General features: G+C 48.7%; 8 protein-coding genes. 7 read left to right on the top strand and 1 reads right to left on the bottom strand.

Going from position 1 to position 14,047, the window contains the following annotated elements:
- Positions 1–680 precede the first annotated feature (680 nt).
- From P0078_RS17630 to P0078_RS17620, 3 genes are all read left to right on the top strand, one after another.
- A complete protein-coding gene (locus P0078_RS17630) occupies positions 681–1,655 on the top strand; it encodes an FHA domain-containing protein (protein WP_282931218.1) in 975 nt (324 codons plus the stop codon).
- 106 nt (positions 1,656–1,761) lie between these two features.
- Positions 1,762–4,344 carry a serine/threonine-protein kinase gene (locus P0078_RS17625; RefSeq protein WP_282931217.1) on the top strand — a complete coding sequence of 861 codons (2,583 nt, stop codon included), beginning with the start codon at positions 1,762–1,764 and terminating at the stop codon, positions 4,342–4,344.
- Positions 4,345–4,470: 126 nt separating this feature from the next.
- Positions 4,471–7,032: a serine/threonine-protein kinase gene (locus tag P0078_RS17620; protein ID WP_282931216.1), complete on the top strand. Its 2,562-nt coding sequence runs from the start codon at positions 4,471–4,473 to the stop codon at positions 7,030–7,032.
- On the opposite strand, the gene P0078_RS17615 is transcribed toward P0078_RS17620, so the two are convergent.
- Positions 7,026–7,523, bottom strand: a complete 498-nt coding sequence (locus P0078_RS17615; protein WP_282931215.1) for a hypothetical protein — start codon at positions 7,521–7,523, stop codon at positions 7,026–7,028. The two genes, P0078_RS17620 and P0078_RS17615, sit on opposite strands and share 7 nt — an antisense overlap.
- 1,219 nt (positions 7,524–8,742) lie before the next feature.
- Between P0078_RS17615 and P0078_RS17610 the strand changes: the two genes are divergently transcribed.
- The 4 genes from P0078_RS17610 to hisC all read left to right on the top strand — a co-directional run bounded on the left by P0078_RS17610 (position 8,743) and on the right by hisC (position 14,034).
- Positions 8,743–10,524, top strand: a complete 1,782-nt coding sequence (locus tag P0078_RS17610) for a trans-sulfuration enzyme family protein (protein ID WP_282931214.1) — start codon at positions 8,743–8,745, stop codon at positions 10,522–10,524.
- 110 nt (positions 10,525–10,634) lie between these two features.
- Positions 10,635–11,933 (top strand): S1C family serine protease, encoded by a 1,299-nt coding sequence (locus P0078_RS17605; RefSeq protein WP_282931213.1) that lies wholly within the window; start codon positions 10,635–10,637, stop codon positions 11,931–11,933.
- Entirely contained in the window at positions 11,924–12,964 is a 1,041-nt protein-coding gene (locus tag P0078_RS17600; protein WP_282931212.1) for an FHA domain-containing protein, read from the top strand. Before P0078_RS17605 ends, P0078_RS17600 begins: the two co-directional genes overlap by 10 nt.
- Entirely contained in the window at positions 12,961–14,034 is a 1,074-nt protein-coding gene (gene hisC, locus P0078_RS17595) for a histidinol-phosphate transaminase (protein WP_282931211.1), read from the top strand. The genes P0078_RS17600 and hisC overlap by 4 nt, the downstream gene beginning before the upstream one ends.
- The last annotated feature ends 13 nt before the right edge of the window (positions 14,035–14,047 follow it).

The following is a 14,047-nucleotide window of genomic DNA, read 5'->3' as shown; positions in this document are numbered from 1 at the left end:
AAAGCAGCTACTTCAAATCAACCTTTTCAACAATGACATACAAGCCGTCATAAGTGCCAAATTTAACAGTTAATAATATATATTCTCTTTTACAATTGAGACTTATTTTCAATAACAGTAAAAGTGGTATCCATTTACCAAATTAGCAGTAATGCCGCTAGCACTGGCGCACAACTGTGAAATATATTGTGTAGCCATCGATTAAAGAAGATCCGGTCGACAAAGATACAGGCAAGTATCCATTAAACTAGTGTGCAGCCGTGTATTTGGAGAACATTAACCAAGTCACAAGTAAAAGTACGAAAAGGTCTTTAAGATTTTTGACGGCGGCACAACTTTTCAGCGAAAATGGAAGCAATTACTGACAATTATTGCACTCCCTCTAGAGACAATTATCAAGGGAGCGCAAAAATAGAACAATTTCCAAAAATCGTAGTGACTAAATCATTCAGAACTGGGGCAATCCTCTCCGAGACTATCAGTGAGACAGCGGCGCAGAGCAGCGCCAATCACAACAAGTAGTGTCTCAGCTCAAGGGAAATAATCGCCGCAGATGGTAAGCCAAGACTCCGTACTGCTGAGGTATTCGCAGGACAAGCACAGCGGGCATCCACCAGTATGAATGAGCTTTGTCGCAATCAGGCCACAACTTGAGTTGGCCACGGCAGAAGGGTAGGAATATGGCTTGCTTACAGCATCCAGATAGGGAACAACCAGTTTACTTAATGGCACACCACACCATTGGGCGCCGGCAGGGTGCAGTAGACACAAGAATCACAAGTGCTGAGATATCGGGCATCCATGCCGCAGTGCAGTGGACCGGTACTCATTGGAATATTCGCGACTTGAGTCGCAATGGTACCTGGCTAAATGGCCAGCAGCTGGTGCCCGCTAAGAGCTACCCACTCCAGACCGGTGACAAAATCGCTTTTGGCCGGGCTAATAACCCAGCCTGGATCGTCGAAAACCTCGACGCTCCCGAGAATTTGCTGATCGATATTCACTCCGGCGAGGCACAACCGCTGGAACAATACCACCTGCTGCCCGACGAAAATGAGCCTCTCGCCAGTCTTCAGTACAGCCCCCTAACAGGACAGTGGTTGTACGAGTTCACCGGCCCATCTGCTGAGGACGGCGATAAGATCCTGGTAAATCATGGCGATCGTATCGATTGCGGCCTGCATAGCTGGCAGCTCTTCCTGGCGGACAACCAAGGGGCAACGAAAGAGTTGTCACTGCAACAACTGTCTATTATCGACTTTGAGCTGAAGTTCTCTGTGAGTTCCCACGAAGAGCATGTGCAGTTACAACTTCAGCGGGAAGGCATGAAGCAATCCTTACCAGCAAGAATCCACAACTATCTCTTGTTGTACCTTGCTCGTGCCCGCCACAAAGATATGCAGAGCGGCATGGACACTGACTCCCAGGGCTGGGTTTCTATTCAGGTAGCCACTCACGAGCTGGGTATCACTGTTAACCACTTAAACACCCAAATTTTCCGCGCCCGCAAACAAATCTCTGAATCCCTACCTGATGCAGTGGATACATCGAGCCTGGTAGAGCGCCGATCCTGGGAAATCCGTATTGGTTGCCCGCAATTCGAAATTTATAAAGGCAACCAACTCGAGGCAAAAGCAGAGCCGGAAACGGTATAGCTTCATCTCCAGAAAGGGGGCTTAAGGCTAAGCCCCTTATTATCTATTCAGTAATTATTTGCCAGGGTGGCGGAGCTGAATCTCTTATCCCTCGGCAAGAATTACAATGTCAGCGCAACCACCCTCTTATATCGGCCGGTACAAGATCATCAGGCAGCTTGGAGCCGGGGGAATGGGAGTTGTGTACCTCGCCAAAGATGAGCGACTTAACCGAGAGGTCGCTATAAAGCGATTGCTCAACAACCCTGAAGACGAATCTGCCTCACGGCGAATTCGCCAGGAAGCATTACTGCTCGCACAACTAAACCACAACCATATCGTACAAATTTATGATGTTGTTGAGGAGCAGAACGATGTAGCCCTGGTTATGGAGTATGTTGATGGCCGCCCACTCACCTATTGGGCACGGGAGTTTAACCCCAGCCTCCGCCAGAAAATCCAGCTACTCAAGCAAATCACTGCCGGTCTTGCGCGTGCCCATGCTGCCGGAATTATTCACCGCGACTTGAAAGCTGACAACATCCTTATTGACAGCAATAACATCGCAAAAATCGCTGATTTTGGTATTGCCCGGAACTGGCAGGAGACGAAAGAAATCACTCGCGAGCAGCATATAGCCGGAAGCTGGTATGCAATGTCCCCGGAGCAGGCCCTCGGTGAGAAGCTGGATAACCGCTGTGACTTATTTGCCCTGGGAATGCTCGCCTACCACTTACTTTGTGATCAGCCTCCCTTCGGCAAGCATGGAAGCCCATACGTTATTATCGATCGGATCATCAACAACCCGCACCCACCCGCAGGGACCATAAACCCCGGACTTCCTACGGCGCTTTGCAAATTACTGGATAAACTGCTGGCCAAAAGCCCGGACAAACGCCCTGTCAGTGCTGCCGTTGTAGCCACCGACTTGGATATGATATTGAGTCAATTAATATCGGACCAGGAAACCGCCGATGACCATGACATCACGATCACCACTGAAGACTTTCATGTACAACATCGACGTAAAAACAAAGGACGCAAACTTCTAGCCGGCATACTCCTGGCATCCGGTGCGATGTTACTCGGCTTAACCGCCGCTGTTTTTCCTGAACTTTCTCTATGGGGAAGTAAAGAACCCTCAGCAAAGTACATTGCGATTATTGAGCCAGATTTATCTAACCTGCGCAGCCGAGAGGAAAGGCTACTAGCCAATAACCTTCTCAGCTCCATCAAGCAGGGGCTTTCCGATCAACCAGCACTACTACTGGTACCCTATTCGGAGTCCCAGCAACTAAAAGGCAAGCCTTTACGCGAGCAAGCGAAAGCGCTCAACGCACAGCTGCTGCTGCAATTTGCCCTAAACTGTGAAGCCACCGCCTGTGAAGCTTCATTTGCCCTCATAGAAACTGAGGGGTTCGCTGAAACTGCCAACCGTAGCGCCATGCTGAACCTGGATGCACCGCTGGAGAGCCGCGCACGCGTCTTGCAACAGCTGCACTACCTACTCCCCAACTACCCTACAGGAAGTCAAGGAGCTCAGTTCAACCTTAGCCCTGAAGATTACCAGCAATACCTCGAGATCTTCGAACAGCGCAATAATGAAGCCAATGTTGCCGGGGCAATTACCAAAGTTGAGGCTCTGCTAAAAAGGAACCCCTACTTCCCCTCCTACTATGAACTGTTAGCGGATCTATTAGCCACCCACCTATATCACTCGCGGGATACCAAAATACGCGACCGTCTCACAGGGCTTCTCAAAAACATACCCGCAAAGATTTCCAACCACCCAACGGTGCTGGTCACTAAATTACGTATTGCCATCTTCTTAGCAGATACCGAGCTCACAGAGGCCTTACTTGCAAAACTAAAGCTGCGACTGCCTGATCAGGCTCTCTACTACTTCCTGCGCGCGAAAGCCCACCAGCGAAGGGGGAATTACAACCGTGCGCTGGAAGTCATTAACCAAGCTCTCAACATTCGTACCAGCCCTCTTTATCTTCGCCAAAAGGCTCTGACCCTGACCCTGATGGGGCAAATGGAAAAAGCGAGGCCTTACCTTTTACAGGCTATCCGTCTCAACAATCAATATATTGATGCTATCTCCCTACTCGCAGCCAATGAATTGGATTCAGGCCGCCCCAAAGAGTCTATCCGGCTTCTTAGTAGGGTAGGCTTAAAGCATTTAGGGGACAGGGATACCTTCAACCTTTGCTTGTCCTATTACATCGAACAGCAGCTGCAGGATACAAAAAACTGCCTGAGTCATGTTGCTGAACGAGCCCTTAACGATCCCCATGTATATCTGCTGCTGGCAGAGATTGCCCGCCTGGAAAATAGACAGCTGCAATCACAAGAGTTTGCCCAGCGCGCCCTAACCTTGGCACAAAAGCAGGAGGACTGGCTTGGATTGTTACTGCGGGCAAGGGCCTACTCCGAGCTGGGCCAGGGTGAGCAAGCCATTGAGACACTATTAAAGATGGATAACACCGCTCCAGACGGCTTATTTGTCAATTACAGCCGCGCCCAGGTTTACATGGCCAGCGGCGATATGCTTTCCGCTAAAGCCTACATAAGAAAGACTTTGGAGCTAGGCATGGCTCCAGTGTGGTTCACAACAATTGGCTTTCAACCTATTTGCACTCTGGCAAGTTTTGATGATATACGCGCCAGATACCCTACATTATGCTCTGACAGGACTGACACTTAAACAGCCAAAAACAAATCAAACAGAATGGAATAACGTGAACCATTTCCCTTTAAGAGGGGACAGATGCCTTCACGAAATTGTACTATCAGGTAAAATCCCCTATCCATCCGAGAAGAATACAATACAATGGACGTAGTTGCGTTGGAGAAAACTGAGGAATATCAAGGCCGTTACAGGGTTGAGCGCACCCTGGGTGCTGGTGGTATGGGGGTTGTTTACTTGGCCGAAGATGTCAAACTTCGGCGAAAAGTAGCTATTAAACGCCTCCGCTCTGACTTAAGTGGAAATTCTGCAGAGGCCCGTTTTCGCAGCGAAGCTGAACTTTTAGCCAGGTTGAATCACCCAAATATTGTGCGGCTTTATGACGTACTGGAGGAGAATACCGGTATCGCCCTGGTTATGGAGCTGGTTGAAGGCGTCACTCTTAAAGAATGGCTTCGCGAAAACAGCCCTACCCTGGCAATAAAGCTCGATTTATTGATGCAAATATGTCAAGGGCTCAGTAAAGCTCACTCCCTAGGTATTATTCATCGCGATCTTAAGCTGGAAAATATCCTTGTCACTAATGATGGCGTAGCAAAGATTACTGACTTTGGCATCGCCAAAGCGCTGGACTGTGACCAACAGCTGACCAGAGAGGATCATATTGCTGGCAGCATTCAAGCTATGTCCCCAGAGCAGGTTCAAGGTGCCCCTCTGGATGCTCGGAGTGACTTGTTTAGCTTGGGCAGTATTGCTTACGAACTGCTTTGCAGCAACAAACCCTTTGAACGTGGAGACTTAAATGCGCTGGCATTTGCCCAACAAATCTGTAGCGCTCCCCATATTCCTCCACAAACCCACTGGCCAGAAATACCTAAGCCTCTTGTCGCACTACTCGATAGACTCTTAAGTAAGCGCCCCGAGCAACGTCCAGACTCTGCCCAGCAAGTTTTCGAGGCTCTTTCTTTAGTCCGCCATCATGGCATTGATGCTGACACCCAACAATACTCTGAAACAGTAACGCAGTTACTTATTAAACCACGCAAGAAACATCGCCATCTCACGTCATTTTTAGTTGCTCTAATTGCATTGGGCGCTACTGGCTTTTGGGGATGGAAAACCTATTCTCGTCTACCGCCACAATATATCGCAATTCTTCCTATCGAATTAAGCGGCAAAACAACTGATGAGAGTACAAACAGCTTAGTAAAAGCAATGGTGCGCCAAGCACTTATGAGCACCCCCAGCCACCTAAAGTCCAGCGCCCTTGTAAGCTACACCCCTAGAAGAGAGGCCACCTTAAATGAGCAGCTCCGGCATCTTGGAGCGGAAGGCATTACAGATGCTTTAGCTGCTCGATTAGATTGCGTACAGTCTCGCTGCAATATTGAAATACAAGTTATTAATCCTCTTGATAAACAGGTAAAAAAACAAACTGCTTTTGCTTTTTTACCTGGACAGTTAAGACAAGAAGCCCAATACTCTATTCGAAATAGCACTATAGATTTATTCCCCAAAAGATACCATAGGGAACCTGGCTCTGATATTCGGATGTCACCCGAGGATTATAACCACTACCTTCACGTCCTCTCTAAACTTGCCACTACGGCAACAGAGCCTGCCGACCTGGAAGCTTCAAAAGAGCTAATAGGCAAGTACCCAAAAAACTCAAACCTATACTCACTTTATGCTGACATTGCCACCAAGCTATATCTTGCGACCAATGATAGTAAGTTATTGACTTCAGCACTTGGAATATTGGCCAGCGCAGAATCTACAAGCACTGATAAAACTGCTCTCCTCGAAGCCCAACTCTACATTAAATCCACAGGTACAGATAGAGAAGGGTTTGAGTCAATCTTAAGCAGGCTCCAGGCCAAAGGGTACCCTTCAGCACATCTACTCGCACAATATGCCCGATTCCATTATTCCCAAGGAAATTATAAGCAAGGCCTGTATTATGCAGAGCAAGCCTCAGCTCTAAACCCCTCTGCACACTACCTATATTTGGTAGCTATAAACCAATTTCAGGTTGCAAATTATAATGGTGCACGTAAAACCCTAGACAATCTTTTAGAAAGTCACCCAGGTTTCTGGTCAGCTTATGCTGTTATTGGAGTTATTGAGCTGGAACAAGGCAACTTAGAGCTTGCTAAATCAGCCATTCTTACAATTCCAGAGCAGTTTCGAAGCTTAAGTGCGGAGGCCAATCTAGGAGTCGTTTATTTCCTACAAGGGAAATATCAGGAAGCACTAGAAAAATACAAAAAAGTTGTTGCCATTTCTCCAAACAATTTAACTTCGACTTGGCAAATCGCAGAAACCCAGCAAATGCTGAAAAACCCAACGGCCGCTGAGAATGAGTATCGAAAGATTATCCAGCTAACATCAGGTAGCCCAGAGAAACAACTCAGCAGTAAGCAATACAGGTATCGAGCTATGGCGCTTGCGAACTTAGGCCGCCATGCTGAATCAATAGCGATAATCAACAATCTTCTAAAGCTAAACCCGGATGATACAGATGTAAAATATAGTGCAGCTCTTATCTACTCTCTTTCCGAAGAATGGAGATCGGCCAATTACTATGTAGAGGAGCTTATTGGACAAAAAATGGGTGCAGAATGGTTTGCTCTACCTGCCTTTAAAAAGCTCTGCACCCAACCTCAAACCTCTCAAAAGGTTTTGCAAACTATCTGTAATTATTGAGGATTGTTTACTGGGTATGGGTCAACCTGCGCTTCTGGATCGCCAGAGACAAAGTGCACACCGGTTTCTGCATCCACGCACATCCACAGGAAAGAGAAGTTATCGGGGATATCTTCTCTATCCCTGATTTTAATAATCAGTTTAGTGAATTCGCCATCCACCTCTTTAGCGCGAGCACGGAACTGGTGACGAAAATCTGGGCTCAGGGCAATAAGACCATCTAACTTATGGTTCTGACGATAGCGAACAAACTCCAACTCACGACCCGGTACTTGCGATAAATCCAGAGTCACCTCCAGAGTCAATACTGCACGCTTATGGATTTTGAAGTGCATATTGCCAAAGTGCTCTTCAGGGTTAGCCGCATTAAACAGCGGCCAGTATTGAGGCTTACCATCTTCTTGCTCTTTAGGCTGAAGAACCAAATCTAGCTTTAACCCTTCTTTAGGCACCTTCACGTCAAGTACAGGTAGGTCAGCACAATTGACCATATTTCCATTCCCCTCTAAAAATTTGTTATATGGTGTCACCAAAGGACGTATTATCTTGTATAAACTACGTCCGTGACTGCGTCATCATAACCAGCCCCAATCTTAAATCATCCAGCAGGGCTGAAACTTACCGCCCCTGATTGATGGCCCCGATCATCGACGGCTATAACAATCTTATCAAGCGCAAAATTTGGCACCCGTGCCCGGGCAACCCTATCCAATTGACTCGATTAAGACTTTGCACCTATCGATCCCAGCTTGGCCACTCAGTCTGTGCCCCCCCTTCAACCCCTGGCATCACATTGGGGATAGGGGGTAAGTAAATCTATCCGAATTTTGCTGCGGGCTGCCTTTCCATGGCGAGGTAATTGTTCCCACAAGCACCTACACCCCCTCAACTGGAACACAATGTACATACTTAAGGATTACAGGTCGATCACACGCCATTACAGATAATTTCGCAAAATATATTTGTTGAAAGGCATAAAGTCATCATATGCCAAAATAATTACACGATAAATTCATAATAAAAGAAAAAAGAAGAGTGGAAAAGTTTTTCCTTCCCCATCACGTGAATATCTAAATAAAGATAAGACGCTATATTATTAAAATAAATATAAAAATATTTTGAACTCTTACTGAAAGAGACTAACGCCCCCTCAGATAATTTATTCTTATCAAGGCCACACCAAAAATGTTTATTCAAAGCTATTCAGCAAAACCAATGGCAGACAATCTCTTTAGCCAAGCAATAACCTTTACAACTAAATCAGAAAATAAAAAAAGCCGGCAGTCACAAAACTGCCGGCCCGAAATGATGGTCCCAACCATCGACGGTTACAACAACACTATCAAGAGCAAAATTTGGCATCCATGCCCGGACAAGCTCATCCAAGAGAATCGACTAAGACTCTACACCTGTCGATTCCAGCTTGACCGTTCAGCTTGCGCTGAATTCCTTTGTTTCCTCACGCCACCTGAGGGGGCAAGGAAATTAAATCCTTTCGAAAATTGTGGGGGCTGCCTTTCCATGGCGAGGTAACCATTATCACAGCCACCTACCCCCTCAACTGGAAGCTACTGTACAGATTTCCAAATTACAGATCGATCACGCCAAAACACAGCAAATTACACACTAATTACTCGCCAAGTGTTTTATGCGCCGCACAGGACTGTTAGAGTCACCATATAACAAAAAGCATCACGTAGTGAGGACACAATGGAAGCGAACCTAGAAGATGTAAAAATTCTCTCTCCCCGCCGCAACAGCACCGAGGCAAAAAATATTGATGAGCTGTCAAAAGAGCAATTGCAGCACTTTTGTATTGATAGTGAATCAGAACATGGAAAACTGTTAGAACAAACCGCAACCCTGCTCTACCAGGCACAAGGAAATCTGAGCCAGCTGTGGAGCCAGGTAACGGACACACTCCAGCGCTTGGACAAGTCTGACAAGATTGCCTATTTCAATGCCAAGCGCTTTATGAGTTTCCAGCTGGCGAAATTATTGGACACCTTACAAAACCCATTGCGAGCCAGCTTTCAAAGCCTGCAAGGGGACGACTTTAATATCACCACACGGGGCGGTTACCCCCTGTTCGATAATATTCCCGCTATTTTTTCTGCAACCCCGGTAATTGCCCGCACAGCAACTTACATTTATGCCTGCACCGAGTGGGTGGACGATGCTTTCCGTGGGCGCGAGCCGAGCCACGATATTTATTCACGTTTACTCAACCCCACTTCCATTTCCCTGGCCAATGCTATTGTGGATTTGGAATGCGGACCTGAAGCCAGTGAATATATGGCCTGGAATTTTAATTCCGGTATGGCTGCAATCGATGCACTCCTATCAAATCAATTGCGCCACGAGGATATCTTAATTGTTTCCAGGAATATCTATGGCGGCACTCACCAGCTGTTACAGGATTTCTACGCCCGCAAAGACAAACTGTCTATCAATCTGGCCTGGTTTGATGGCACTACCGGTGAAGAGTTCGAAAAGCTACTGGCTGATACCCAGCAAGCATACGCAGACGCAATCAGTGCCGGAGCAAAAATACATGTCTATATTGAATCGCCATGCAATCCCCACGGGATCATGCTGGATGTACCGGCTATTTGTAAAACCGCTCACCGGGAAAATATCCTGGTAAGCCTGGATGCCACCCTGGCAACCCCTTTTCTATATCAGCCACTACGCCGCAAAGATAGGGAAGAGAGACCGGATTTTGTTGTTCACTCCTACACCAAGGATATCGGTGGCACCGGCGCCGCCACTGCCGGTGTGGTTATCGGCGAAAACCACCGCATGTTTATCCCTAAAGGCGACAGCGCAAAAGGCCTTAATTGGGATCAGTGCATGTTCTGGGATGTTTATTACATCAAGGGGGCTTTCCTGGATGCAGACAAGGCCTGGGAAGTGCATTGCGGTATGCGCACCTTGGAAATGCGTATGCTCACCAAGTGTATTAATACTTTGAGCCTCAGCCATTTCTTTGCCAGTCACAGCAAGATTCGTGTCAACAGCCATGCAGTGGAAACCCATCCCAATTCCGGGCTGCGAGAATCGCTGATGCGCTACCAGTTCCCCACACCATTATTCAGCATTGACATGGAAGCTGCGCAAATTCCCACCGAAGCCTTTAAAAGTTTCTTTGACGCGCTGGAGCCCGCTTTCGGGCAGATGGTGAGCTTGGGCCAGACAAATACTATGGTGCTGTGCCCCGCCCTGACATCTCACTCAGAGCTATCACCTGAAGCGATGGAAGCGGCGGGTATATTCCCAACCACTATCCGAATTTCTGTTGGGGATGAAAATATGGCGCAGATGGCCGCCCATGTGATCAACTGCGCGCGCCTGCATCTCGATCCAGTTAGCCCTGGTTTTAGCGAGGGCTTTATCGCTCCGGAAAAAGCCGACAAACTCTTCAGCCGCTTTTATCTCGAGTCGCACCAGAAAGTGATAGAGACACAGCCAAAAATTGTGGACTATCTCTAACCATCCAAGACAAACCCATCACCGGTAGATAGCGCCGGTGATGGGCGCTTGTTGCACTATCCTATATCCCGTAGTATCACGCTTCCTGTCCACAATTTAATCAATTCAAAATGCCGAAACTTTCCACGTGGCTCTTCGCCTGGATTCTGTGCTGCTTATCCACTGTTGCAATGGCGCAAGGCTATGAAAAGCTCTACAGTGATTATCGCGGCAGCCTCTATCAAATTCGACTTATCGAAAAATCCTCCAATTCAAAAGCCGGCCTGGGGTCAGGCTTTCAAATCTCCCCCGATGGATTGATTGCCACCAATTACCACGTAGTGGCTCAAGCGGTCAGTGAGCCAGATGAGTACTCCCTGGAATATCTTGCAGTTAATGGCACCCGGGGAAAATTAACTCTGCTGGATATCGATGTGGTCAATGACCTGGCGCTGCTGCGCCAGGAGAAACCGGGAGACGAATACCTGGAATTGGCGACGGACACCCCCAAAAAAGGGGAAACCATTGTCTCCCTGGGCAACCCATTGGACCTGGGCATGACCTTGATTCCCGGGACCTATAACGGTATTGCCGGCGGTAGCTTCTACGATCGAATTCACTTTGCCGGATCTATTAATCCGGGAATGAGCGGCGGGCCAGCGATCAATACCCAAGGGCAGGTAGTGGGCATTAATGTGGCGACCGCAGGCAACCAGGTTAGCTTCCTGGTGCCAGTGGATAAGCTGTCGTCGCTTTTAAAACACTATCGCGCCAAGGGCGGAACTCTCAACCTGAAGCAAGTGACTTATCAACAGCTTCTGGATAACCAGCAAAAAATAATCGACTCAATACTGAGGGCCGACTGGCAGCGTCGCGCCCTCGGTGAGGCCCAGGTTGTCGGTGAAATAATTCCAGCCATTAAATGCTGGGGAAATACCCAAGAGAGCGAAACCAATCCGATCAAGCGAATTGATAAAGGCTGCACCGGACAAGATGTTATTTTCCTATCCGACGACTTCAACACCGGGCGGGTAGAGTACGAATTTTTCTGGCTGCAGGCCGAGGATCTTCTGCCCGCGCGCTTTTATGCCGAGTACGAAGGGCAGATGGACTCCTTTTACCCAGGCAATAGCGCTGGAGAAGAAGATGTAACCAATTTCCGCTGCCAGCAAGGATTTACCTCTCAGGAACGCGGCAATGAAACCTCGGTGTCCAAGCCGGATCGCAATCGCGAGCCCCTGATCGCGCGCACCAGCTACTGCGTCAGGCGCTACAAGGACTTCCCAGACCTCTACGATATTTTCTTCCTGAGCCTAAGTGTGGATCAGAAAAATCGCGCACTGGTCAGCCACTTTACCTTGTCCGGCTTTACCCAGGAGTCCGCCGACGCCTTTACCCAGAAGTTTACGAGCGAGATCCAATGGCCCTGATTATTGAAGAACTCAATCGCGCCCACCGGGTGCAGCTGCGCTACCGAATGGACGGGGATAAATTTACCCTGGGCCGCGCTTACGACAACGATGCAATTCTGGAGGACATCCATTCCGATGCCCACCATGCCGAAATCAAGCGGGGAGAGGACGGCCAGTACGTCTTACACGACCTCAATTCGACCAACGGCTGCCAGCTTTTGGGAAACCTGAAAGATAAGTCCGTTAAACCAGATACCATCGCTCAACACAGGATTTCCTCCGGTGACTTGCTGCAGTGTGGGAAGTCACGCTTCCGGGTTTTCCATACGGATGACCCGGTACCTGAAGCTACCCCTCTCCATTCACTGGAAAACCTGTTTTCCAGCTTGTCCCACCCCCTGGGAGCAATACTGCTGCTGTTGTGTTTTGGCTTCGCCAGCGTACTGATGAGCTACCTCGGTTACGCCCGTAACTATCAATGGACTATTGCCGTCAACATTCTTGCCACGGCCATAATTGGCATGGTGATTTACGCCGGAGTCTGGGCGTTTATCGGCAGGGTAGTCAGGCATGAAACACACTTTTTCACCCATCTATCCATCGCCGCCATAGGTGCACTTACTTACACCTTTTGGGAATGGCTGAGGGGGCTAATCAATTTCAATTTTGCCATCGGCACCACTATTCAGGTCCTGGACTTCCTGGTACTCGCCATCATATTACCGGCAATGCTCTGGTCCGCCTGCTACCTGGCCACCAACCTCGCCAGGGGCTGGCGCTGGACAGTGGCACTGACACTGCCACTGGCATTCCTCGGCCTGGGCTTAGCTGAAAGCGTTAACAACATGGACGAATTCAGCGAGGTTCCACCGATATCCACAGAGCTGAAATACGATAATATGCTATTCCGCAACCCTGTTCCCATGCAGGAATTTATTGGAAATTCGGCCGACCTGTTTGATATCCCCATCAAGAAAAAAGAAACTAAAGAAGGCGCTGAAGGCTCCTCCAGCGACAATCAAAGTAGTACCGCAGAGGTAGAATCATGAGCAAGATTTATTGGAGCCCAGGGCTCGACCAGCTGGAACCCTATACACCTGGGGAGCAGCCCAAGAGTGAAACCCTGATAAAGCTCAATACCAATGAGAACCCCTACCCTGCCTCCCCCGAAGCTTTAAGGCTCTTGGAGCAGCACGACTTTGCCGATGCATTGCGCCGCTATCCCGACCCGGAGTCCTGTGAATTACGCCGCGCTATTGCCGATAAGCACAATCTCTCTGCCGAACAAGTATTTGTGGGCAATGGCTCCGATGAAGTGCTGGCGCTGAGCTTTTACAGTTTTTTCCGCCGCAGCGAGCCCCTGCTATTTCCGGATATCACCTACAGTTTTTACCCGGTTTATTGCCAGCTCTTCAATATCAAAAGCCGCACTGTTCCCCTGCACGGCGATTTCTCTATCCAGCTTGAGGACTATGCAGCCCCTGCAGCCGGTGTAATTATTCCCAACCCCAATGCACCCACGGGACGGTACCTGCCGCTAGAGCAAATTGAACATCTCTTGCGCTCACAGTCTGAGAGAGTGGTGGTTATTGATGAGGCCTATATCGATTTTGGCGGACAAAGTGCAGCAGCACTCATCGATCGCTACCCCAACCTGTTGGTGATACACACACTGTCAAAGTCCTATGCCCTCGCAGGGCTTCGCCTCGGCTTTGCCATGGGGCAGAAGCACCTGATTGAAGGATTGCTGAGAGCCAAGAACTCCTTTAACTCCTACCCCATTGATGCCATTGCCCAGCGTGTGGCCACCGCAGCGATCCACGATACCGCCTGGCACAGCGACAATTGCGGCAAGGTCATCGCCACCCGCGAGCGCTGTGAGCGGGCGCTTATAGACCTGGGGTTCGAAGTGGTTCCCTCCCAAGCCAATTTCCTCCTGGCCAAACCACCGGAGCCCGGCGCAGAAGCCCTGTATCTGGCACTGCGGGAGCGTAATATTCTCGTACGTTATTTCAACAAGCCTCGGATCAGTGAGTACTTGCGTATCTCTATTGGCACCGATGAAGAAATGGAGCAGCTGATACGGAACTGCAAAGAGATACTTGCGTCACAGAGCTAGCACTCTGTCTGTC

This window comes from Microbulbifer sp. VAAF005, from assembly GCF_030012985.1.
Classification (GTDB): Bacteria; Pseudomonadota; Gammaproteobacteria; order Pseudomonadales; family Cellvibrionaceae; genus Microbulbifer.
The sequence above is the reverse complement of the archived record's forward strand: the minus strand, read 5'-3'. Positions and strand labels throughout refer to the sequence as shown.